Source organism: Paraburkholderia sp. BL10I2N1 (assembly GCF_004361815.1).
In the GTDB taxonomy this organism is placed as follows: Bacteria; Pseudomonadota; Gammaproteobacteria; order Burkholderiales; family Burkholderiaceae; genus Paraburkholderia.
The window spans coordinates 1,401,757-1,423,686 of sequence record NZ_SNWA01000001.1 but is presented as its reverse complement, the minus strand read 5'-3'; the positions used below and the strand labels follow the sequence as shown (position 1 = coordinate 1,423,686).

At 61.6% G+C, this 21,930-nt stretch carries 20 protein-coding genes; 14 read left to right on the top strand and 6 right to left on the bottom strand.

Going from position 1 to position 21,930, the window contains the following annotated elements; translation table 11 throughout:
• The first annotated feature begins 69 nt into the window (after positions 1–69).
• Together B0G77_RS06680 and B0G77_RS06675 are read left to right on the top strand one after the other, a co-directional pair.
• A complete protein-coding gene (locus tag B0G77_RS06680; protein WP_133661404.1) occupies positions 70–1,182 on the top strand; it encodes an NADH:flavin oxidoreductase/NADH oxidase in 1,113 nt (370 codons plus the stop codon).
• Between the two features lie 219 nt (positions 1,183–1,401).
• A complete protein-coding gene (locus B0G77_RS06675; protein ID WP_133661403.1) occupies positions 1,402–1,881 on the top strand; it encodes an SET domain-containing protein-lysine N-methyltransferase in 480 nt (159 codons plus the stop codon).
• A gap of 38 nt (positions 1,882–1,919) precedes the next feature.
• Here B0G77_RS06675 and B0G77_RS06670 read toward each other — a convergent pair whose 3' ends face one another.
• The gene (locus tag B0G77_RS06670; protein WP_133661402.1) at positions 1,920–3,419 is read right to left on the bottom strand and encodes a sensor histidine kinase; all 1,500 of its coding nucleotides are present in this window, start codon (positions 3,417–3,419) and stop codon (positions 1,920–1,922) included.
• A 193-nt stretch (positions 3,420–3,612) separates the two neighbouring features.
• Positions 3,613–4,299 carry a response regulator transcription factor gene (locus B0G77_RS06665; protein ID WP_133661401.1) on the bottom strand — a complete coding sequence of 229 codons (687 nt, stop codon included), beginning with the start codon at positions 4,297–4,299 and terminating at the stop codon, positions 3,613–3,615.
• Positions 4,300–4,416: 117 nt separating this feature from the next.
• Here B0G77_RS06665 and B0G77_RS06660 point away from each other — a divergent pair, with 117 nt between their 5' ends.
• Positions 4,417–4,641 (top strand): DUF3717 domain-containing protein, encoded by a 225-nt coding sequence (locus B0G77_RS06660; protein ID WP_133661400.1) that lies wholly within the window; start codon positions 4,417–4,419, stop codon positions 4,639–4,641.
• A gap of 84 nt (positions 4,642–4,725) precedes the next feature.
• Here B0G77_RS06660 and B0G77_RS06655 read toward each other — a convergent pair whose 3' ends face one another.
• Both B0G77_RS06655 and phhA read right to left on the bottom strand, forming a co-directional pair.
• Positions 4,726–5,082: a 4a-hydroxytetrahydrobiopterin dehydratase gene (locus tag B0G77_RS06655; protein ID WP_279571344.1), complete on the bottom strand. Its 357-nt coding sequence runs from the start codon at positions 5,080–5,082 to the stop codon at positions 4,726–4,728.
• 119 nt (positions 5,083–5,201) lie between these two features.
• A complete protein-coding gene (gene phhA / locus B0G77_RS06650) occupies positions 5,202–6,092 on the bottom strand; it encodes a phenylalanine 4-monooxygenase (protein ID WP_133661398.1) in 891 nt (296 codons plus the stop codon).
• Between the two features lie 139 nt (positions 6,093–6,231).
• On the opposite strand from phhA, the gene B0G77_RS06645 reads away from it, so the two are divergent.
• The gene (locus tag B0G77_RS06645) at positions 6,232–6,723 is read left to right on the top strand and encodes an Lrp/AsnC family transcriptional regulator (RefSeq protein WP_133661397.1); all 492 of its coding nucleotides are present in this window, start codon (positions 6,232–6,234) and stop codon (positions 6,721–6,723) included.
• Between the two features lie 31 nt (positions 6,724–6,754).
• Here the strand turns inward: B0G77_RS06645 and B0G77_RS06640 are convergent, their stop codons facing one another.
• Both B0G77_RS06640 and B0G77_RS06635 read right to left on the bottom strand, forming a co-directional pair.
• Positions 6,755–7,291 carry a class IV adenylate cyclase gene (locus B0G77_RS06640; RefSeq protein ID WP_133661396.1) on the bottom strand — a complete coding sequence of 179 codons (537 nt, stop codon included), beginning with the start codon at positions 7,289–7,291 and terminating at the stop codon, positions 6,755–6,757.
• Positions 7,292–7,502: 211 nt separating this feature from the next.
• The gene (locus B0G77_RS06635) at positions 7,503–8,402 is read right to left on the bottom strand and encodes a LysR family transcriptional regulator (RefSeq protein WP_133661395.1); all 900 of its coding nucleotides are present in this window, start codon (positions 8,400–8,402) and stop codon (positions 7,503–7,505) included.
• Positions 8,403–8,532: 130 nt separating this feature from the next.
• On the opposite strand from B0G77_RS06635, the gene B0G77_RS06630 reads away from it, so the two are divergent.
• The 10 genes from B0G77_RS06630 (at position 8,533) to B0G77_RS06585 (ending at position 21,926) form a co-directional block, all read left to right on the top strand.
• Positions 8,533–10,056: a CoA-acylating methylmalonate-semialdehyde dehydrogenase gene (locus B0G77_RS06630; RefSeq protein WP_133661394.1), complete on the top strand. Its 1,524-nt coding sequence runs from the start codon at positions 8,533–8,535 to the stop codon at positions 10,054–10,056.
• A gap of 766 nt (positions 10,057–10,822) precedes the next feature.
• On the top strand, positions 10,823–12,535 hold the full coding sequence (locus B0G77_RS06625; RefSeq protein ID WP_133661393.1) for a choline dehydrogenase: 1,713 nt from the start codon (positions 10,823–10,825) through the stop codon (positions 12,533–12,535).
• A gap of 239 nt (positions 12,536–12,774) precedes the next feature.
• The gene (locus B0G77_RS06620; RefSeq protein WP_133661392.1) at positions 12,775–13,554 is read left to right on the top strand and encodes an ABC transporter ATP-binding protein; all 780 of its coding nucleotides are present in this window, start codon (positions 12,775–12,777) and stop codon (positions 13,552–13,554) included.
• Positions 13,551–14,309 (top strand): ABC transporter ATP-binding protein, encoded by a 759-nt coding sequence (locus tag B0G77_RS06615; protein ID WP_133661391.1) that lies wholly within the window; start codon positions 13,551–13,553, stop codon positions 14,307–14,309. Before B0G77_RS06620 ends, B0G77_RS06615 begins: the two co-directional genes overlap by 4 nt.
• 52 nt (positions 14,310–14,361) lie before the next feature.
• The gene (locus tag B0G77_RS06610; RefSeq protein ID WP_133661390.1) at positions 14,362–15,576 is read left to right on the top strand and encodes an ABC transporter substrate-binding protein; all 1,215 of its coding nucleotides are present in this window, start codon (positions 14,362–14,364) and stop codon (positions 15,574–15,576) included.
• A 147-nt stretch (positions 15,577–15,723) separates the two neighbouring features.
• On the top strand, positions 15,724–16,608 hold the full coding sequence (locus B0G77_RS06605) for a branched-chain amino acid ABC transporter permease (protein ID WP_133661389.1): 885 nt from the start codon (positions 15,724–15,726) through the stop codon (positions 16,606–16,608).
• Positions 16,608–17,579 (top strand): branched-chain amino acid ABC transporter permease, encoded by a 972-nt coding sequence (locus tag B0G77_RS06600; protein ID WP_166656220.1) that lies wholly within the window; start codon positions 16,608–16,610, stop codon positions 17,577–17,579. The genes B0G77_RS06605 and B0G77_RS06600 overlap by 1 nt, the downstream gene beginning before the upstream one ends.
• Positions 17,580–18,104: 525 nt before the next feature.
• A complete protein-coding gene (locus B0G77_RS06595) occupies positions 18,105–19,271 on the top strand; it encodes an ABC transporter substrate-binding protein (RefSeq protein WP_133661387.1) in 1,167 nt (388 codons plus the stop codon).
• Between the two features lie 255 nt (positions 19,272–19,526).
• Positions 19,527–20,687 carry an ABC transporter substrate-binding protein gene (locus tag B0G77_RS06590; RefSeq protein WP_133661386.1) on the top strand — a complete coding sequence of 387 codons (1,161 nt, stop codon included), beginning with the start codon at positions 19,527–19,529 and terminating at the stop codon, positions 20,685–20,687.
• A gap of 183 nt (positions 20,688–20,870) precedes the next feature.
• Complete coding sequence (locus B0G77_RS06585; protein WP_133661385.1) at positions 20,871–21,926, top strand: branched-chain amino acid ABC transporter permease; 1,056 nt, start codon at positions 20,871–20,873, stop codon at positions 21,924–21,926.
• Positions 21,927–21,930: the final 4 nt, after the last annotated feature.

Here is a 21,930-nt window from a genome sequence, read left to right as displayed (position 1 = left end):
GCGCCCAGCGGTAAATCGGGCACGGTGCTATTCTCGTTCGCTCTTCGGCTCTTCCTTCGCGAGAATCCCATGAGTGCGCTCTTTTCTCCGCTCACGCTGCGTAGCGTGACGCTTCGGAACCGCATCGTCGTGTCCCCGATGTGCCAGTACTCCGCCGAGCGTGGCGAGGCGAACGAGTGGCACATGATCCATCTTGGCCATCTTGCGCTGTCCGGTGCCGGTCTGCTGTGCATCGAGGCGACTTCCGTCGAACCCGACGGACGCATTACACCTGGAGATCTCGGTTTGTGGGACGACGTCACCGAAGCGGCACTCAAGCCGGTTCTCGCGGCAATCCGCAAGCATGCTCACATTCCCGTGGCGATGCAGCTATCGCACGCGGGGCGCAAGGCGTCGAGTCATGTGCCATGGGAAGGCGGTCAGCTGATTCCGGTTTCGGAAGGCGGCTGGTTGCCGCATGCGCCGTCGTCGCTGCCGCACAAGGCGGGCGAAGAGCCGCCGCTCGCACTGGATTCAGCGGGGCTGAACCGAATCCGGGAAGCGTTCGCTGCTTCGACCCGGCGCGCCGCGCGTCTCGGCATCGATGCGATCGAGGTGCACGCCGCGCATGGTTATCTGCTGCATCAATTCCTGTCGCCGCTCGCCAATCAGCGCACCGATGACTACGGCGGCTCGAGTGAAAACCGCATGCGTTTCCCGCTGGAAATCATTGACATCGTGCGCGCGGCATTTCCAGCCGACAAACCGGTCGGCGTACGAGTGTCGGCAACCGACTGGGTGGACGGCGGCTGGACCCTCGACGACACGATTGCCTTTGCGCACGAACTGAAAAAGCGTGGCTGCGACTGGATCGACGTGTCGTCCGGTGGCGTATCGCCGCTGCAGAAGATTCCGCTCGAACCTGGCTATCAGGTGCCATTCGCGGACGCGGTGAAGGAAGCGACGGGTATGACGACGATCGCTGTCGGCCTCATCACCGATCCGCAGCATGCCAACGATCTGATCGAAAAGGGCAACGCCGACATGATCGCGATGGCGCGCGCGATGCTCTACGATCCACGCTGGCCGTGGCACGCTGCCGCGCAACTCGGCGCGACCGTCGAAGCACCGCCGCAATACTGGCGTTCGCAACCGCGCGACCAGAAAGCGCTATTCGGTGAGACCACGTTAGGGCAGCGTTGAAGACGCAGCACCCCGATAGTGGGCTCGCTTCTTTCAAGGTTGAACGAAGCCGTCTCTAACGTGTACGATGCCGGTTGTGGCGCACGAGCGTCGCAGGACCACGCGGCGCCGCCAGGGCGCCGCGTTTGCTATCCGCGTCGGAAAAAGTCGGCTGGTTCAAGGTGCCAGGAGTGGCGACAGTCGGATGTTCAGCTCCAGTTCTTCACAAGGATTCATTCAATGAGTTCACGCAGGATCGTCGTGCGCCGCTCAGGTGTGCACGGCAAAGGCGTGTTTGCCGCAGAAGCGATCGCAGCCGGCGAGCGCCTGATCGAATACAAGGGTGAGCGGATCTCGTGGAAAGAAGCTTTGCGACGTCATCCTCACAACCCTGAGGAACCGAATCACACGTTTTACTTCGCACTGGATAGCGGACATGTGATCGACGGCAAGGTCGACGGTAACAGTGCGCGCTGGATCAACCATTCGTGTGCGCCGAACTGCGAAGCGGAAGAAATCGACGGGCACGTGTACATCCACGCACTACGCGAGATCGAAGCTGGCGAAGAACTGTTCTATGACTACGGTCTTGTGATCGACGCGCGTCAGACGAAGAAACTCAAGCGCGAATACGAGTGCCGCTGCGGCGCGCGTAAATGTCGTGGCACGATGCTGGCCGCCCCTGACAAGACGGATAAGAAAGCAAAGAAGAAGAAATGATCTGGGCGGGCTGCAACGCAATGCAGCCCGGCACACAGTCACATATCGATCGGCGCGTGATGCGCCGATTTTTTTGGAGCGCGCCGTGCTGTATCGCAGGCGTTGGTCGCACTGGCAGTGACGAGCGGGATCCGCACGATGAAACGTGCGCCGCCGTCGGGTGCGTCTTCGTAATGCACGCTGCCGCCGTGCAGCACCATGATGTCATGGACGATTGCGAGCCCAAGTCCCGCGCCGCCGTCAACGCTGGTGTCGCTTTGTCCGTCGCCGCGGAAGAAGCGTTTGAAGAGTTCGGCCTGCTGCTTCGGCGCCACGCCGGCGCCGTTGTCCTCGACGGCAATTTCGGCCATCGGCTTCCCGTCTATCTCGGTCTGCGATACCGTGACGGTGATGCGTCCGCCGTCGAAGCGGGAGGGCGGCACGTACTTCAATGCGTTATCGAGCAGGTTCGCGATCACTTCGTGCAGGAGCACCGGATTGCCGCGCGCGATCAACGGCTGATCGTTGGCTGGATCGTCAAGACGCTGGAAGCCGAGGTCGATATGAACCCCCAGCGCGCGCGGCACCCATTCGGCGCCGGTCTCGAACGCGAGCGCGGCCATGTCGACGTTCACGAAGCGGGCGGCCTGTTCACCTGGCTCCGCGCGCGCCAGCGAAAGCAACTGGTTGGACAGGCGCACCGCGCGATCCGCGGCCGCGCGCAGTTCACGCACGGCGGCAAGCACCTGTTTCGGTTCGCGCGCGACAGCCGCCTGTTCGGCGTGCAGTTTCACGGCGGTGAGCGGCGTGCGCAGTTGATGCGCGGCATCAGCGATGAATTTGCGCTGCGCGTCGAGCGCGGTTTTAAGGCGTTCGAGCAGTGCGTTCAGTGCACCTGTGAGCGGCCGGATTTCGACCGGCACGAAAGTCTCATCGACGGGCTCGAGCGACGTGTGCGTCTGCCGGTTCAGTGAATCGGCCAGGTCGGTCAGCGGGTTGAGTTGCTGGTTCACGACGCGCCACACGATCACCCAGCCGGCCAGTAGCAACAGCAGCAGCGGCATCATGATGGCGACGAGAAATTCTGCGGCGATGCGGAAGCGGTGATGGACTGGCTGACCGACCTCGACAACGATCGGATTGCCGCTTGGCTGATCGACCCGCACCTGCGCGACGCGCACGCTGGTGCCTTCGTGCAGCGTCTCGAACACATACGCATAGTGCATGCGACGCACGTTGGCGCCCTGCAGAGGGAGTTTCGGATCACCGGCGATTTCCGTTTCGCCATTGCTGATCCGGTAGACCAGCTGTTCGACAGGATCCGAGAACATCGCCTGCGCGAGCGGTGGTACGGTGATCCGCACATCCGGTCCGGAGATCTGCACCTGCCTCGAGATAGCGGTGGCAAGGTCGGCCAGCGACCGGTCGACGACATGCTGCGTGTACTGCCATGCAAGCCAGTAAGCGATGAGCCCGCTCATCAGCGCGAGCAGCGAAAGAGGAGCAGCGAGGCGGCGCAGCAATGAGCGCCGCAGGCTGGTCGCGACCGGATGGGACATGGTCGAACGCGCGAAGAGTATCAACTGCGGATCAGGTCGCCCTGATCCGCGGAAAGTGGCCGGATGTCTGCGTACCGCGCATCGGATGCAGAAGGGTGCGGATAGATGCCGACGCGCCGCTGAACAGCTCCGGCCCTGCCTGGCCAGCCCGTTTGACACGAGGTCTAACCACTTCCACCAGGCTCCAGCAGATTCAGGCGGCCTGACGGATTTCCTGCAACAGATAACCGAAGCCCCGCACCGTGACGATTTCCACGCGGCAGGCTTCGAGCTTTTTGCGCACGCGGTGCACGTAGACTTCGATTGCCGTATCGCCGAGATCGCCGCCGAAATGCGTCAGATGATCCTGCAGTTGCGCCTTACTGACCACGCGGCCGTGGCGTAGCAGCAGCATTTCGAGCACTGCGAATTCGCGCGGCGACAGTTCGAGCGGCTTGTCGTCGTTGAAGATGCGACGGTCGACGCCCGACAGGCGCACACCGCCCAGCGATACTTCCGGACGCGGCATGTCGCCGTGCGGGCCGCTGCGGCGCATCACGGCGCGGATACGCGCTTCGAGTTCGGCGGGTTCGAACGGCTTCAGCATGTAGTCGTCGGCGCCGGAGTTCAAACCTTGAACACGGTCGTTCAGCTCGTCGCGCGCGGTCAGCACGATCACTGGCGTGTGACGGTTGCTCTGGCGGAAGCGTGAGAGCAGCGTCATGCCGTCGATGCCGGGCAGGCCCAGATCAAGGATCACGAGTTCGTGCCGGTTCTGCGTCAGAGCCTGTTCGGCGAAGATGCCGTCGTGGACCATGTCGACCGTGAAGCCGGCTTGTTCGAGGCTGCTTTGGATGCCGCGTGCGATGGGGCGGTCATCTTCGATCAGAAGGAGTCGCATGGATTTCGCTCAAGTACAATGGGTTAGGCGTATCAGGCACTCGGTTCGCCGGGGCGCCTGCTGCACAAGCGGTGCGGGCCCGCCGCACCATACGGCCATCGAGTGATCACGAAAGTCATGTCCGATATTACGATCAACGAACTTGAAGCCGCGATCAACTTCTGGCGCAGCCGCTCACCTTCGAGCGGCGACGAACTCAGCTTGTGCAAGGAGGCAAGCGCGCTCTCCAAGCCGTATGCGCAGATGATTGTACAGCGTCAGACCAGGCTGTCACCGGAAGGTTTGGACGCGGCCGCGCGCGAAGCGTGGGATTCTTACGTGCGCCTTAAAAATGGCCTTTAGAAGTGAAGGTTTGCCCGCCTGAATACCTGCAAAACGCTTTCATTATAGACGTTAGCCGGTTTTCCTCCTGAGCCTGACCCTGGTTTAAGCGCCCTGAATGGATTTCGCCACTTCGTCGATAAAACGGGCCAGCTTGATATCGCGTTCTGTGACGCCGTCTGCTTCGTGCGTCGACAGCGTGATTTCCACCTTGTTGTAGACGTTGAACCACTCCGGGTGGTGGTCCATTTCCTGCGCCTTGATCGCGACGCGCGTCATGAAACCGAATGCCTCGTTGAAGTCGGCGAACTGGTACTGGCGCTGGATCGCATCGCGTCCCCTGGCGGCCTGCCAGCCGTTGAGCTGGCCGATTTGCGTCGAGCGCTCTTCGGAAGTCAGTTTGTGGATCATCGCGGTTACCTCTTTTGCACATGTGGGCGCGCGCTCACGCCGGCCATACAGACAGTGGTTTCAGCGCGAAACGCGTTCGTGCAGCTATTTTTTCACGTTTACCCGTGCGTTGCTTTGGACCTGCTGACCTGACACTCGCGTCTTCAGGCCGGCCCCGGCGCTATCAGATGTCAGATGTCGCCATCCGCTTCCCAGCCTTCCCGGGTGCCGCGCGTGAACACGCGATCTGCGTCGTGGACTTCTCCTGCTGTGAAGGCCGGCGCATTGGCGAGCCTCGCGAGCAGCGGCGCGAAGTCAGTGCGGGCGACATCGAATAGCTGTGCCAGGTCGTCGATCACGAAGTAGGTCTTCTGGAACGTGTCGATCCGGTAGCGCGTTTGCATCACGCGTTCCAGGTCGAAGCCGAGCCGGTTCGGCGCGTCGCTCTGCTGGCTGTACAGCGTCTCACCCTTGCTCGACACGATGCCCGCACCGTAGATCTTCACGCCGTTCGGGCTCGCCGCATCGCGAATCAGGCCGAATTCGACCGTGTACCAGTACAGGCGGGCGAGCAGCGGCAGCGCGCCGGCGTCGCTGGCGGCGAGTGCAGCGCGGCCATACGCGTGCACGTAATCGGCGAAGACAGGATTGATCAGGAGCGGAACATGGCCGAAGAGGTCGTGGAAACAGTCCGGCTCCTGAAGATAGTCGAGCTGGTCGGGTCGGCGCATCCACCACGTCACCGGAAAACGGCGATTCGCGAGATGCTCGAAAAACACGCAATCCGGCACGAGCCCAGGCACCGCGACGATCCGCCAGCCGGTGGAAGGTGTGAGCCTGGCGTTGATCGCGTCGAACGACGGCACGCGTTCGGCCGACAGATTCAGCCGTTCGAGACCCGCCAGAAATTCATCGCAGACGCGGCCCTTGAGGAGGGCGGCTTGCCGCGTATAAAGCTGGCTCCACACCGCGTGATCGACGGCGCCGTAGCGATGCATTGGCTGGTCGATGGTGAAATCGGCGCGGGTTTCGAGGCCGGCTTCGAACTGTTCCTTTAGTTTCGCGGTGTTTGCGGTCGACATGATCTTGCGCTTTGCAGCAGGGTTCCAATGCCTGTCAGTGTAGAGCGTGTAAGGTGCGGAAAGGGCGCAATACTGGCTTGATATACATGATTTATGCAATAATCATGCATCCATATAGGAATTGGTGCGGAGAATCATCATGCTGGAACTCGATCACTTCGATCTGGCGCTGCTGGAAGTGCTGCAGCGCTTCGGACGCGCCACACATCAACAGCTCGGCGAGCAGGTACCGCTGTCGCCTTCGCAGATCGGCCGGCGGCTCCAGCGGCTGGAGGCGGCGGGTGTGATCGATGGTTACCGGGTTGTATTGCGGCCCGAAAAGCTCGGGCTGGGCGTGACTGCGTTCACCAGTTTAAAGCTCAAGCATCATGGCGACTCGATCATCGAGCAGTTCCAGCAGCAGCTTGACGTGTTGCCCGAGGTGCTGGAGTGCCATGCGGTGGTAGGCGACGCTGACTACCTGCTGCGTATCGTGGCGCCGGATCTGAACGCGCTGTCGTCGTTCGTGATGAAGAAGCTGATGCGCGTGCCGGGTGTCGACAGCGTGCGCTCGAACATCGTGCTGACGACCTTCAAACGCAACGGGCCGCTGCCGCTCGGCCATCTTTCGCCGGGCGCTCCCGCCGCGTGAAGTACGGCGGGGCGTGACGGCACCGGCTGGCTCAGGCCACCTTCAGCGGTTCGCTATTGGGGTTGAGCAGGTCGACATAGGCGACTGCGACGAGATCCGACTCAGGCACGCCCAGCTTCGCAAACACCGCGTGCGCTTCGGCTTCGCCGCCTTCTTCGTCGTCATCCGGCGCGAGCAGGACTTCGAGTTCGACGAAATCTCCCAGACCGTCGACCCGATCGAGATGAATCCGCGTGCGTCCGGTGATATAGACGTGGCGCTCCTTCGTGACGATGCCGCGTGTTGTGAGGGCGGTGGCGAGCAGTGAGTGCATCGCATCGGCGTTGGTGACCGGACTGCGCGTGTAGTACGACGCTTTCGGGCCATCCCGGTCGTCGCGCTGATAGAAGATCAACTCGGCTGGTGTGCCGTCGTCGAACTGGCGCAGTTTCAGGCGGCCGCGCGGCACGTCGTAGAAGAAATCCTGCTGGCGAAAGATCAGCGGCGCTTCCGGCGCAAGCTGGGCGGCGCGTTCGCGGAGTTGGTCGAACTGCCGGGCGCGGGCTTTGATCTCGATGTTGCGTGCCATGTAAGGCTCCAGTCGAAGGATAGGACGGCGGCAGCTTCAGATGCAGCATGGAAGCGAGCCGGAATGGACCAACGAAAACCGCTTGAAAGGCAGCGAAGGCTGCGATGCGCAAAACACCAATCTAGCAAAAAGCGCGTGACGGTGTCGTTACGTCATCGAACAGACGCGCGGCTGCTGTCATGAGCGCGGCTCATATCGTCGCCGATCGCGTTCACAGCGTCCATTGCTGCTCGATCAGCTTCAGCGCGGCGGCGATTGCCGGTTCGTCCTTGCGGCCGGCGAGGGTGATGAAGGTGAGTTCGGTCGGCACCGTGATGCCTTCGATGATCGTCAGCGCATGGGCGTGAGCCTCGGCGATGGCGGTCGCGTCGCGGGCCAGCGTCAGGCCGACGCCCGATTTGACGAGATCGAGCATCGACGGTTCCTGGTCGACTTCGGCCACCTTCACCGGTTTCACGCCGGCTTCGTCGAACAGATGCGACAACAGGCGGTTATGCGCGGAGGCGGGCGGCGTCCAGATCCATGGCAGCGCGGCGAGGGCGCGCCAGTCGCGCGCGCCTTTGACGCGATCTTTCCAGCCGGCCGGCGCAAGCACCCGATACTGGAAATGGGTGAGCGTGACCGCGTGAAACGCCAGGTCGCCGCGGCTGTCGTCTTCGGCCGGCCGGCCGATGTAATAGCCGACGTCGAGTTCGCGTGCGCGGATCTGGTCGAGCACCCAGCCGGACATGCCGTGCCGCAACGCGGTTTCGATATGCGGCCAGGTTTCGACGAGCGGTTTCAGGAAACCGCCAAGACGCAGAAATTCCGGGTCGAGGATCGTTCCGATTCGCAGCCGGCCGCGCACTTCGTGACGCAGCGTGGCGGCGGCCCGCTGCACGTCGCTGGCGGCGGCGAGCGCGCGTTCGGCGTGCGGCAGCAGCGCCTGACCGTCACGGGTGAGCGTCAGTCCGTGCGACGTTCGCGTGAACAGGGTCACGCCCAGCGTTTCCTGCAGATGCTTGATCTGCAGGCTGACGGCGGGTTGGGTCAGATGCAGCTGCACTGCCGCGCGCGTGAGATTGCCCTCGCGCGCGACGGTGGCGAATGCCCGGAGCAGAGTCAGGTCCATATCCTGATATTAGCGCGCCTTATACCGCAATTGAGCATTTCTCATTGGATTTCGTGGCTCCTGCGCGCTTACGCTTGGGGCAAGTCGCGAGAGACGGCCGCGAACCATGTTATTCATCGAAGAGGACACCATGAGCGAGACAGATCAAAACCAGGCGCGCGTGCGCGCGCTGACGCACGTCATCAACGGCCACGCCATCGGAGGCACGAGCGACCGCTTCGCCGACGTGTTCAATCCCGCGCTCGGAAGCGTGAGCGCGCGCGTGCCGCTTGCGAGCGTCGCTGAAGTCGATTCAGCCGTCGCTGCCGCGAACGCCGCGTTCCCGGCCTGGAGCGAAACCGCGCCGATCAAGCGGGCCCGTGTGCTGTTCAAGTTCAAGGAACTGCTCGACCGTCACCATGACGAACTTGCCGAGCTGATCACGCGCGAGCATGGCAAGGTGTTTTCCGATGCGATGGGTGAGGTGATGCGCGGCATCGAGATCGTCGAATTCGCGTGCGGCATTCCGAACCTGTTGAAGACTGATTTCACCGACCAGATCGGTGGGGGCATCGACAACTGGAATCTCCGTCAGCCGCTGGGTGTGGTCGTGGGTATCACTCCGTTCAATTTTCCGATGATGGTGCCGTGCTGGATGTTCCCGGTCGCGATCGCGTGCGGGAATACATTTGTGCTGAAGCCGTCGGAGCGTGACCCGTCCGCATCGATCCGGCTTGCCGAATTGCTGAAGGAAGCGGGGCTACCCGATGGCGTGTTCAATGTCGTGCACGGCGACAAGGTGGCGGTCGATGCGCTGCTTGCGCATCCGGACGTGAGCGCGTTGTCGTTTGTCGGCTCGACACCGATTGCCGAATACATCTACACGGAAGGCACGAAGCGCGGCAAGCGTGTGCAGGCGCTGGGCGGCGCAAAGAATCACCTGGTCGTGATGCCGGACGCCGATCTCGATCAGGCCGTCGATGCGCTGATCGGCGCGGCTTATGGGTCCGCCGGCGAGCGCTGCATGGCGATCTCGGTGGCTGTTGCGGTGGGACATATCGCCGACGAGTTGATCGAACGTCTCACGCCGCGGGTGAAGACCTTGAAGATCCGCAATGGGATGGATCGCGAGGCGGAGATGGGGCCGCTGGTCACCGCTGCGCATCGCGCGAAGGTGGCAGGCTACATCGACGCGGGTGTGGCTGCGGGTGCGAAGCTGGTGGTTGACGGACGAGGGCATCAGGTTGACGGTCACGAGCAGGGATTCTTCCTTGGCGGAACGCTGTTCGATGACGTGCAGACTGATATGACGATCTATCGTGAAGAGATTTTTGGGCCTGTGTTGTGTGTTGTCCGGGTGCCGGATTTTGCTTCTGCTGTTGAACTCGTCAATTCGAATGAGTTTGCCAATGGGGTGTCGCTGTTTACCTCCGATGGAGGTGTGGCCCGTGCGTTCTCGCGGCAGATCCAGATCGGGATGGTGGGGATCAATGTGCCGATTCCTGTGCCGATGGCCTGGCATTCCTTTGGTGGGTGGAAGCGGTCGCTGTTTGGGGATCATCATGCGTACGGCGAAGAGGGTGTGAGGTTCTATACGAGGTACAAGAGCATCATGCAACGGTGGCCGGATAGTATTGCCAAGGGGGCTGAGTTCACCATGCCGGTGGCTAAGTAAAGGTTTCGTTGTTGTTTGTTGGCCTTTCCTTGAAATGTTAGTGGTCTATTAGCGTTGCCCCTGTGCGGGGCGGCACCTACTTTTCTTTGTCCTTGCCAAAGAAAAGTAGGCAAAAGAAAGGCGCCGAAAACGTATCTCTTCCCGATGTGTGACTAACCGGGGATGGCACCCCATGAAGTGTCGTCCTCGCACAGATACGGCATTGGTCCGACGCCAGACCATCCCTCGCACAGCACACTTTGTGACAAGGCACTCATCCATCGGACTCCGCACTGCGTGCGTCGGGGACGGGTTTTTCGGGGGATGGCGAGGGCGGACGTGTTGTGCGCAGGGCGACGATGACAGTGCCTGGCGCGGGGTGGTGTGATTGTGAGTCACGTACGGTGGGATGTATAGCAACGGAGCATGCAGAAGGTGTTATACCGCCCGGCGACGCGCGTAGCGCGGAGTCGAATGGATGAGTGCCTTGTCACTGAGTGTGCTGTGCGAGGGATCGTCTGGCGTCGGACCAATGTCGTATCTGTGCGAGGACGACACTTCATGGGGTGCCATCCCCGGTTAGTCACACATCGGGAAGAGATACGTTTTCGGCGCCTTTCTTTTGCCTACTTTTCTTTGGCAAGGACAAAGAAAAGTAGGTGCCGCCCCGCACAGGGGCAACGCTAATAGACCACTAACAATTCAAGGAAAGGCCAACAAAAAAAGCAAACCAGAAAAAAACCCGAACACGAATGCCGCGAACGGCGGCCCGTCAAGGAGACAGAGGGTGAGTACGACAAAGCAGGAAGCGGGCAAAAACCGCACGCTGGAAGGCGAATACGACTACATCGTAATAGGTGCAGGCACAGCAGGCTGCGTGCTCGCCAACCGCCTGACGGAAGACCCGAAGGTAACCGTGCTGCTTCTGGAAGCCGGCGGCAAGGACGACTACCACTGGATCCACGTCCCGGTAGGCTACCTCTACTGCATAGGCAACCCGCGCACGGACTGGCTCTACAAAACCCGCGAAGAACCGGGGCTGAACGGCCGCGCATTGTCATACCCACGCGGACGCGTGCTGGGCGGTAGTTCATCGATCAACGGCATGATCTACATGCGCGGTCAGCGCGAAGACTACGACGAATGGGCGCGCCTGGTTGACGACCCATCGTGGGCATGGGACTCCGTCCTTCCCATCTTCAAACGCAGCGAGGACTATCACGGCGGCGCCAGCGAATCGCATGGCGCAGGCGGTCCCTGGCGCGTAGAGAAACAGCGCCTGAAGTGGAAGATCCTCGAGAGCTTCGCGCAGGCCGCGCAGCAAACCGGCATCCCCGCCACCGATGACTTCAACCGCGGCGACAACACCGGCGTCGGCTACTTCGATGTCAACCAGAAGCGCGGCATCCGCTGGAATGCCTCGAAGGCCTTTCTGCGTCCCGCACAACAACGTCCGAATCTCACGGTCATCACCGGCGCGGTGACAGAGAGACTCGTCTTCGAAAACCGTCGCTGTATCGGCGTCGAGTACCGCGGCGGCGGCACCGACTACTTCGCGAAAGCGCGCTGCGAAGTCGTGCTGAGTGCGGGCGCCGTCAACTCGCCACAACTGCTCGAACTGTCCGGCATCGGTAACGGCGCGCGTCTGCAGAATCTTGGCGTGGACGTCGTGCACGATCTGCGTGGCGTCGGCGAAAATCTGCAGGATCATCTTCAGCTGCGTATGGCGTACAAGGTCGACGGCGTGCGTACGCTCAACACGGCGTCTGCGCACTGGTGGGGCAAACTAATGATCGGCCTGCAGTACCTGCTGACGCAGAGCGGACCGATGTCGATGGCGCCTTCGCAACTGGGCGCGTTCGCGAAGTCCGATACCGGGGACCCTTCGCTCACGCGCCCCGATCTCGAGTATCACGTGCAGCCGCTGTCGCTCGATCGTTTCGGCGAGCCGTTGCATCGCTTCAATGCGTTCACCGCATCGGTGTGTCATCTTCGTCCGACTTCGCGCGGCAGCATCCACATCGAATCGCGCGATCCGAATGCGCCCCCGTTGATCGCTCCGAACTACCTCTCGACCGACTACGACCGTCACGTTGCCGTCAACGCGTTGCGGCTTACACGACGCATCGCCGCGGCGCCCGCGCTTGCCCGTTATCGGCCAGAAGAAATCCTGCCCGGTATCCAGTTCCAGACGGAAGAAGAACTGCAGCAGGCGGCAGGCAATGTGGGCACGACGATCTTTCATCCGGTGGGCACCTGCCGCATGGGCAGCGTCGACGACCCCGGGGCGGTAGTTGATAGCAGGCTGCGCGTGATCGGTGTCGATGGATTGCGTGTCGTCGACGCATCAGTCATGCCCAACATCACGTCGGGCAATACGAACTCGCCGACCCTCATGATCGCCGAGCGCGCAAGCGACATGATCCGCGCGGATCGTCGCGCGCGTCTTGCCGGTCTCGAAACGGAGACGCACCGTCCGCCGTCGGTGTCAATTGCATGACACGCAATGGTCATGCGTAATTCCTGTGACGGGTGCGCATAAAACACTAAGTGCAAATCCCAATGAATGCGCTGCATCATTGGCGAGACAATGGCATCCGTGCTGCGTGGTGCGGGATGGATTACCGTCCGGATTGGTGCACCACGCAACGAGCGACACGGGGGTGTCGTCATAAAACGTCGCGCAGCCTCATGCGCGGAAGATCGTAGTGGTTCGCCTTACTCCGTATGGAAGGGAACATGATTCTCGGCGACACGATTCTCGAAACGCGCGGGCTGACCAGGGAATTCAAGGGGTTTACCGCTGTGAGCGGTGTGAACCTGCGCGTATGCCGTGGTTCCATCCATGCGTTGATCGGCCCGAATGGCGCGGGCAAGACAACCTGCTTCAACCTGCTGACAAAGTTTCTCGAACCGACAGCGGGACAGATCGTATTCAACGGCGTCGATATCACAGGTGAGCGTCCGGCGCAGATCGCGCGGCGCGGCATCATCCGGTCGTTTCAGATTTCCGCCGTATTTCCGCATCTGACAGCATTGCAGAACGTGCGCATCGGGCTGCAACGCTCGCTCGGCACCGCGTTTCACTTCTGGAAGAGCGAGCGCACGCTGCGGCAACTCGACGACCGCGCGATGGACCTGCTCACCCAGGTCGGCCTGACGGATTTCGCCGATACACCGACCGTCGAGCTGTCATACGGCCGCAAGCGCGCGCTCGAAATCGCCACGACGCTCGCGATGGAGCCCGAACTGATGCTGCTCGACGAACCGACCCAGGGCATGGGTCACGAGGATGTCGATCGGGTCACCGCGCTCATCAAGAAAGTATCGGCCGGCCGCACGATCCTGATGGTCGAACACAACATGAATGTCATCGCCGGCATTTCCGACACCATTACGGTCCTGCAACGCGGTGAAGTACTCGCCGAAGGCAGCTATGCCGACGTGTCGAAGAATCCGCTCGTGATGCAGGCCTATATGGGCAGTGCCGACGCCACCCTTGCCGGAGCGCACGCATGAATACGATTGCGGAGCGCGAGAGCGCCGAAGTGAGCGACGCGGCGGGCGTCGTGCCCGCGCTGGAGATTGCCGGTCTGCAAGCGTGGTATGGCGAATCCCACATTCTGCATGGCGTCGACCTGACGGTGAACCCGGGGGAAGTCGTCACACTGCTGGGTCGCAACGGCGCGGGCCGCACGACGACGATGCGTGCAATCATGGGCCTGACCGGTCGCCGCACCGGCTCGATCCAGATCGCCGGCCGTGAAACGATCGCGATGCCCACGCACAAGATAGCCCACTGCGGCATCGGCTATTGCCCTGAAGAGCGCGGCATCTTTTCGAGCCTGTCGTGCGAGGAAAACCTGCTGTTGCCGCCGCCTGTCGGCGACGCTGCGCACACGATGTCGCTCGAAGAAATCTATTCGATGTTTCCGAACCTGAAGGAGCGACGTGCAAGTCAGGGCACGCGTCTTTCGGGTGGCGAGCAGCAGATGCTGGCGGTCGCGCGCATTCTGCGCACGGGTGCGAACCTGCTGCTGCTCGATGAGATCTCCGAAGGCCTCGCACCCGTCATCGTGCAGGCACTCGCACGCATGATCATGACGCTGAAGTCGCGCGGCTACACGATCGTGATGGTCGAACAGAATTTCCGGTTTGCGGCGCCGCTCGCTGACCGTTTTTACGTGATGGAACACGGCCGTATCGTCGAGCATTTCGGCGCAGGGGAACTGGAAAGCAAGATGCCGGTTCTGCACGATCTGCTGGGCGTCTAAACCGAACGCCGCATTGCCTCTGATAACAATGTAGGGAACCAAGGAGACGGGAATGAAAATGAAGACACTCGCGCGACTTTCGTCGTTCTGCTTCGCGGCAGCCGCAGGCGCCGCACTGACGATGGGCAACGCGTGGGCAGCCGACGATGCCGTGAAGATCGGTTTCATCACAGACATGTCGGGCCTCTATGCGGACATCGACGGCCCGGGCGGGCTCGAAGCGATCCGCATGGCAGTCGCCGACTTCGGCGGCAAGGTGAACGGCAAGCCGATCACCGTCGTGTATGCCGATCACCAGAACAAGGCGGACATCGCGGCATCGCGTGCACGTGAATGGATCGATCGCGATGGCGTCAACGCGATCATCGGCGGCACGAATTCGGCGACGGCGCTTTCGACCAGCCAGGTCGCCGGCGAAAAGAAGATTCCGTACATCAACATCGGCGCGGGCGCTGATACCCTGACCAACGAGCAGTGCACGCCGTACACGGTTCACTACGCCTACGACACGATGGCGCTTGCCAAGGGCACGGGTTCCGCGGTGACCAAGCAGGGCGGCAAGACGTGGTACTTCTTGACGGCTGACTACGCGTTCGGCAAGGCGCTCGAAAAGAACACGTCGGATGTGGTGAAGGTGAGTGGCGGCCAGGTGCTCGGCGCGGTGCGGCATCCGCTGTCGGCCTCGGACTTCTCGTCGTTCCTGTTGCAGGCGCAGGGATCGAAGGCGCAGGTGCTCGGCCTTGCGAATGCCGGAGGGGACACGATCAATTCGATCAAGGCTGCGAAGGAGTTCGGCGTGACGAAGTCGATGAAGATCGCAGCCTTGCTCGTGTTTATCGACGACATCCACAGCCTGGGTCTCGAGACGACACAAGGCCTCGTGCTGACCGACAGCTGGTACTGGAACAAGGACGCCAACACGCGCAAGTGGGCGGAGCGGTACTTCGACAAGATGAAGAAGATGCCATCCAGCCTGCAGGCCGCCGACTATTCCGCGACGACGACTTACCTGAAGGCGGTGCAGACGGTTGGCTCGACGGATCCCGACAAGGTGATGGCCCAACTGAAGAAGCAGAAGATCGACGACTTCTATGCGAAGGGCTATATCCGTCAGGATGGCAGCATGATCCACGACATGTACCTGATGCAGGTGAAGACGCCGGCGGAATCGAAGGAGCCGTGGGACTACTACAAGATCACCGCGACCATCCCCGGCGAGCAGGCGTTCGGCACCAAGGCGGAGTCGCGCTGCGCGTTGTGGAAGTAAGCGTCGGCTGACGCCCGCCGTGTCGCGGGCGCGGCTGACGGAACCGTCGCGAGTGTCCCGCGCAAGCGGGATGCATGCTGACGCCCGACGGCCCGCGCGCGCCGACCGGTTCGCGCGTCTAACGATCTCAACTGGACGACGGGTTTAATGGATATCTTTGGCATTCCCCTGCCGGCGATGCTGAGCCAGTTGCTGCTCGGGCTCGTGAACGGCTCGTTCTACGCGATTCTGAGCCTCGGCCTTGCGGTGATCTTCGGCCTGCTCAACGTGATCAACTTTGCCCACGGAGCGTTGTTCATGCTCGGCGCGATGCTCACGTGGATGGGCCTGTCGTATTTCGGCATGCCTTACTGGGTGATGCTGGTGCTCGCACCGCTCGTCGTCGGGCTGTTCGGTGTCTTCGTCGAGCGGACGATGCTGCGCTGGCTGTACCGGCTCGATCACCTCTATGGGCTGTTGCTCACGTTCGGTCTGACGCTCGTCGTCGAAGGCGTGTTCCGCTCGATCTATGGTTCGTCCGGACAACCGTATGACGTGCCATCGGCGTTGTCGGGCGCGACCAACCTCGGCTTCATGTTTCTGCCTAACTATCGGGCGTGGGTTGTGCTGGCGTCGCTGCTCGTCTGTTTCGCGACGTGGTTTGTCATCGAAAAGACGCGGCTTGGCGCCTATCTGCGTGCAGGCACGGAAAACCCGAAGCTGGTCGAGGCATTCGGCGTCAACGTGCCGGTGATGGTGACGCTCACCTACGGCTTCGGCGTCGCACTCGCGGCGTTTGCGGGCGTGCTCGCCGCACCGGTGATCCAGGTGTCGCCGTTGATGGGCCAGCCGATGATCATTACCGTGTTCGCCGTCGTCGTGATCGGCGGGATGGGCTCGATCATGGGTTCGATCCTCACCGGCCTTATGCTCGGTGTGATCGAAGGGCTCACGCGCGTGTTCTATCCGGAAGCGTCGGCGACCGTCGTCTTCGTGATCATGGCGCTCGTCCTGCTGGTGCGTCCGGCGGGCCTCTTCGGCAAGGAAAAATGATGCAGAGAAAAGCGCTTTACGGTCTGCTGCTGATCGCGCTCATCGTCGCGCCGTTCGTCGGCGCCTATCCGGTGTTCGTGATGAAGGTGCTGTGCTTTGCACTCTTCGCGGCAGCATTCAATCTGTTGATCGGCTACACGGGACTGCTGTCGTTCGGTCACGCGATGTTTCTCGCGAGCGCCGGGTACACCACCGGCTATGCAATCCAGACACTCGGCTTGTCACCGGAACTGGGCGTGCTCGCAGGAACCGCTGCGGCGACGATGCTGGGGCTTGTCGTCGGACTGTTCGCGATCCGGCGGCAGGGCATCTACTTCGCCATGGTGACGCTGGCGCTCGCGCAGCTGGTGTACTTCGTGTTTCTGCAGGCGCCGTTCACGCATGGCGAAGACGGCCTGCAAGGCGTGCCGCGCGGCAAGCTGTTCGGCGCGCTCAGCCTCGTTCCGGATCTGACGCTGTACTACGTCGTGCTGGTCGTGATGGTGCTGGCATTCCTGCTGATCGTGCGGATCGTGCATTCGCCGTTTGGCCAGGTGCTGATCGCGATCAAGGAGAACGAGCCGCGCGCGATCTCGCTTGGCTACGACACCGATCGCTTCAAGCTGCTCGCCTTCATTCTGTCCGCGGGGCTTGCGGGTCTCGCGGGTTCGATGAAGGTGCTGGTGCTTGGCTTCGAGACACTCGGGGACGCGTACTGGACGATGTCGGGGCTGGTGGTTCTGATGACGCTCGTGGGCGGGATGGGCACGCTGTTCGGGCCGCTGCTGGGTGCGGCGCTGATCGTGGCGCTCGAAGATCGGCTCGGCGATATCGGTGCGTCGCTGGCGTCGCTGACGGGGGTGGACTGGTTCAACTCGCTTGGCGAGTCGGCGACGATCGTTACCGGGTTGATTTTCATTGCGTGCGTGCTGGCGTTCCGGCGCGGTATCGTCGGGGAGATCATTGCGCGTGTCCGGCCGCTGCGGGCGTGACGTTGTAAATTGATTCGATATCCAGATTAATTGAATCTGTAGTCGCGCTTCATGACAGTTGGCAGACTCGCTTTTAGACGCATAATTGCGCCCCAATTTGGTGCTGCGCTGCACCACTAGGGTAAATGCTAGTTGTCTGGTGAATCAGGGTTGTTTAATCTTCACGCAGTTCTGAAGCACCGGCAACACGAAATTTGCAGGTGGAGAACGAGGAGACATGAGGCACAAAGTGCCCAAGACGAAAGCGCTGTTGGATTGATATCCAACAGCGCTTTTTATTTGTGCCTTCGCAATTCCTGATCCATTTTTTCGCTTTTCTCAAGTTAATTCCCACACCTTTTCATTGCGCTTTTGCGGCCGGATTTCGGCCTCGCAGATGCTTGCAAAACGCTTGCCGCGCGTGGCTCGCGTCCGCTAAACTCGCCATTCGCCGACCGCGTGGTCGGCGTTTTAATCGACGAATTTAAGTCACGCAAATAAGCCACGCAAATGAGCGCGGATAACACGGGGCGACAGAGGAGCGGAATGAAGTCGGCAATGCGGTGGATTAGCGCGGCGAGCGTCGCGGTTGGCGTCACGGCGGCATGGAGCAGCCATGCATGGGCAGATGTGAAAATCGGCGTTACCGTGTCGGCAACCGGTCCGGCGGCCTCGCTCGGTATTCCGGAGAAGAACACGATCGCGTTGCTGCCGAAGGAAGTCGCCGGGCAGAAAATCGACTACATCGTACTCGACGATGCCACCGATTCCACCCAGGCCGTCAAGAACGCCCGCAAGCTCACAAGCGAAGACCACGTCGACGCGATGGTCGGCTCGACAGTGGTGCCGAACTCGCTCGCCATGATCGATGTCGCCTCCGAAACGTCCACGCCGATGATTTCGATGGCCGCGGCTGCGTCGATCGTCGAACCGATGGATGCAAAGCGCGCATGGGTCTTGAAAACGCCGCAGAACGACATCCTGATGGCCACGGCGATCGCGCAGCACATGTCGAATCACGGCGTGAAGACGGTGGCCTTCATCGGCTTCTCGGACGCGTACGGCGAGAGCTGGTTCAAGGAGTTCAGCAAGGCTGCGGATCTCGCGAAAATCAAGATCGTCGCGAGCGAGCGCTTTGCGCGCAACGACGCGTCGGTGACGGGGCAGGTGCTCAAGATGATGTCTCAGAACCCGGATGCCGTGCTGATCGCCGGCGCCGGCACGCCGGCCGCATTGCCGCAGAAGACGCTAAAAGAACGGGGTTACAAGGGCAAGTACTACCAGACACACGGCGTCGCGAATAACGACTTCCTGCGCGTGTGCGGCAAGGATTGCGAGGGCACCTATCTGCCTGCCGGCCCGCTGCTGGTTGCCGACCAGCTGCCTGATTCGAACTCCGTAAAGAAACCCGCGCTGTCCTACAAGCGCGCGTATGAGGCCGTGTATGGGGCGGGCTCGGTATCGACCTTCGGCGGTCACGCATGGGACGCAGGCCTGCTTTTGCAGCGCGCGATCCCGATTGCACTTAAGAAAGGCCAGCCAGGCACGCCGGCGTTCCGTGAAGCGTTGCGCGCAGCGCTCGAAGACACGAGGGACATGCCCGCTTCACACGGCATCTTCAACATGAGCGCAAACGACCATTCGGGCCTCGATCAACGGGCGCGCGTGATGGTCGAGGTCGTCGACGGCAAGTGGAAGCTGGCCACTGATTAAGCGAAGGCGAGATAGCGATGTGAACAGCAGAAGAAAGGCACGTGCAGTTGGACGTGCCTTTTTTTCTGGCTGCGTGAAATGCACTTGCGCCATGAGCGTGGCGCGAGCAGCAGGGGAGTCGTACACAAGTGCCGAGGCGATTTTCGTCGAGCAGGGAAAACCATGCTAGGCATGCCGAAAGCCGAAAACTAGATTCAGAAGCCCGGCCCGCGAGCCGGATCACACGATACGCGACAAAGCGTTTGGAGACAGGCAATGAAAACGACAAGGAAATGGGTGCGCGCAGGCCTCGCAGCGGCGCTGCTGTGCGGTGCGACCGCGGCGAGCGCGCAGGTGAAGATCGGTGTGACATTGTCGGCGACGGGGCCGGCGGCATCGCTCGGGATTCCCGAGAAGAACACGATCGCGTTGCTGCCGAAGGAGATCGGCGGCAAGAGCGTGGAGTACATCGTGCTGGACGATGCGTCCGATACCAGCCATGCCGTGCAGAACACACGCAAGCTGATCGATGAGGATCACGTCGACGCAATCATCGGCTCGACCGTGACGCCGAATTCGCTCGCGATGCTCGACGCTGCTTCGCAAGGGAAGACTCCGATGATCTCGATGGCGGCCTCGGCGGCGATCATCTCGCCGATGGACGCCAAACGCGCCTGGGCATTCAAGACGCCGCAGAACGACAGCCTGATGGCCAACGCGATCGCCGCGTACATGGAGAAGCATGGCGTCAAGACGGTCGGCTTCATCGGCTTTTCGGACGCGTATGGCGAGAACTGGTACACCGTGTTCAATGCGGCCGCGAATGCGCACCATCTGAAGCTGGTGTCGAATGAGCGCTACAACCGCACGGATGCATCGGTGACAGGCCAGGTGCTGAAGATCGTCGCCTCGAACCCGGACGCAGTGCTGATCGCCGGCTCAGGCACGCCGGCTGCCTTGCCTGCGAAGACGCTGAAGGAGCGCGGCTACAAGGGCAAGATCTACCAGACGCACGGCGTGGCGAACAATGACTTCCTGCGCGTGTGCGGCAAGGATTGCGAAGGCGAACTGCTGCCGGTTGGCCCGATCCTCGTGACCGAGCAACTGCCGGATTCGAACCCGGTGAAGAAGTCGTCGGAAGCGTACAAGAGCGCCTACGAGAAGGCCTACGGAGCAGGCACGCTGTCGACGTTCGGCGGGCACGCATGGGACGCCGGCCAGATGCTGCAGCGGGCGATTCCCGAGGCGCTGAAGAAAGGGCAGCCCGGCACCGAGGCGTTCCGTGAAGCGCTGCGTGCTTCGCTGGAAAACCTGAAAGACCTGCCGGTTGCGCACGGCATCATGAACACCACGACGACCGATCACAACGGCCTCGATGATCGCGCTCGCGTGATGGTCGAGATCGTCGACGGCAGGTGGAAGCTTCAGAACGACTAAAAAAGCACGCGCCTCTCGCGCACGCAGCGGTGGCGACGCCGCTTCGACATTCTGTTCGATGACAATAGCAACGACCGCCGCGCCTTACTCGGGCGCGGCGGTCGCGTTTCAGGGCAGGGGTGAACCACTCACTCCGAAGACAAGGCCGTTTTCCGGTTTCGATTACGACGTTCCAGGGGAAGTATGGATCTATCAATAGCGGCGATCCTCGCTCAGGACGGGATCACGACCGGCGCAATCTACGCGTTGCTCGCGCTTGCGCTGGTGCTGGTGTTTTCCGTGACGCGGGTGATCTTCATCCCGCAGGGTGAGTTCGTTTCATACGGCGCACTGACGCTCGCCGCACTGCAGTCGCAGAAATTTCCGGCGACCTGCTGGTTGCTGATGGCGATGGGCGCGGCATGCTTTGTCGTCGAGACGGCAGGGCTGGTGCGGCATCCGGAGCGGCGTCGTCATGCGCCGCGCACGCTTGTCACGCTGGCGGGCAAGTACCTTCTGTTTCCCATTGCGGTGTGTGCGATCACGCGCGGCGTATTCATGCAGCCGCTGCCCATGATCGTGCAGATCGCGCTCACGCTCCTGATCGTGATTCCGATGGGGCCATTCGTGTACCGGCTCGTGTATGAACCGATCGCCGAAGCGACGACGCTGTTGTTGCTGATCGTCGCGGTCGCCGTGCACTTCGCGATGGTGGGCCTCGGGCTCGTGATGTTCGGCGCGGAAGGTTCACGCACTACGGCGTTCTCCGACGCCAGCTTCAATATCGGCAGCCTGGCGGTTTCGGGCCAGAGCCTGTGGGTGGTCGGCACGGCGATCGTGCTGATCGCGGCGCTCTACCTGTATTTCGACCGTTCGATCTCCGGCAAGGCCTTGCGTGCGACTTCGGTGAACCGGCTCGGCGCGCGTCTCGTCGGCATCGGCACGACGCAGGCCGGGCGGCTTGCGTTCACGCTTGCAGCAGGTCTTGGCGTGCTGTGCGGCATCCTCGTCGCGCCGCTCACCACTATCTACTACGACTCAGGTTTCCTGATCGGCCTTAAGGGCTTCGTCGGCGCGATTATCGGAGGTCTCGTCAGCTATCCGCTGGCGGCGGCCGGCTCGATTCTCGTCGGCCTGCTGGAGTCGTATTCCTCGTTCTGGGCGAGTGCGTATAAGGAAGTGATCGTGTTCACGTTGATCATCCCGGTGTTGCTGTGGCGCAGCCTGGCGAGTCCGCACGCGGAAGAGGAGGAGGAGTGACACG

Excerpts from the sequence above, each read along its gene's own strand:
- B0G77_RS06605 (WP_133661389.1), top strand. The coding sequence starts at position 15,724 with ATGGATATCTTTGGCATTCCCCTGCCGGCGATGCTGAGCCAGTTGCTG.
- phhA (WP_133661398.1), bottom strand. The coding sequence starts at position 6,092 with ATGTCGACCGCAAACACCGCGAAACTAAAGGAACAGTTCGAAGCCGGC.
- B0G77_RS06590 (WP_133661386.1), top strand. The coding sequence starts at position 19,527 with ATGAAAACGACAAGGAAATGGGTGCGCGCAGGCCTCGCAGCGGCGCTG.
- B0G77_RS06645 (WP_133661397.1), top strand. The coding sequence starts at position 6,232 with ATGCTGGAACTCGATCACTTCGATCTGGCGCTGCTGGAAGTGCTGCAG.
- B0G77_RS06665 (WP_133661401.1), bottom strand. The coding sequence starts at position 4,299 with ATGCGACTCCTTCTGATCGAAGATGACCGCCCCATCGCACGCGGCATC.
- B0G77_RS06615 (WP_133661391.1), top strand. The coding sequence starts at position 13,551 with ATGAATACGATTGCGGAGCGCGAGAGCGCCGAAGTGAGCGACGCGGCG.
- B0G77_RS06630 (WP_133661394.1), top strand. The coding sequence starts at position 8,533 with ATGAGCGAGACAGATCAAAACCAGGCGCGCGTGCGCGCGCTGACGCAC.
- B0G77_RS06670 (WP_133661402.1), bottom strand. The coding sequence starts at position 3,419 with ATGTCCCATCCGGTCGCGACCAGCCTGCGGCGCTCATTGCTGCGCCGC.
- B0G77_RS06660 (WP_133661400.1), top strand. The coding sequence starts at position 4,417 with ATGTCCGATATTACGATCAACGAACTTGAAGCCGCGATCAACTTCTGG.
- B0G77_RS06620 (WP_133661392.1), top strand. The coding sequence starts at position 12,775 with ATGATTCTCGGCGACACGATTCTCGAAACGCGCGGGCTGACCAGGGAA.
- B0G77_RS06585 (WP_133661385.1), top strand. The coding sequence starts at position 20,871 with ATGGATCTATCAATAGCGGCGATCCTCGCTCAGGACGGGATCACGACC.
- B0G77_RS06635 (WP_133661395.1), bottom strand. The coding sequence starts at position 8,402 with ATGGACCTGACTCTGCTCCGGGCATTCGCCACCGTCGCGCGCGAGGGC.
- B0G77_RS06675 (WP_133661403.1), top strand. The coding sequence starts at position 1,402 with ATGAGTTCACGCAGGATCGTCGTGCGCCGCTCAGGTGTGCACGGCAAA.
- B0G77_RS06610 (WP_133661390.1), top strand. The coding sequence starts at position 14,362 with ATGAAAATGAAGACACTCGCGCGACTTTCGTCGTTCTGCTTCGCGGCA.
- B0G77_RS06680 (WP_133661404.1), top strand. The coding sequence starts at position 70 with ATGAGTGCGCTCTTTTCTCCGCTCACGCTGCGTAGCGTGACGCTTCGG.
- B0G77_RS06595 (WP_133661387.1), top strand. The coding sequence starts at position 18,105 with ATGAAGTCGGCAATGCGGTGGATTAGCGCGGCGAGCGTCGCGGTTGGC.
- B0G77_RS06640 (WP_133661396.1), bottom strand. The coding sequence starts at position 7,291 with ATGGCACGCAACATCGAGATCAAAGCCCGCGCCCGGCAGTTCGACCAA.
- B0G77_RS06600 (WP_166656220.1), top strand. The coding sequence starts at position 16,608 with ATGCAGAGAAAAGCGCTTTACGGTCTGCTGCTGATCGCGCTCATCGTC.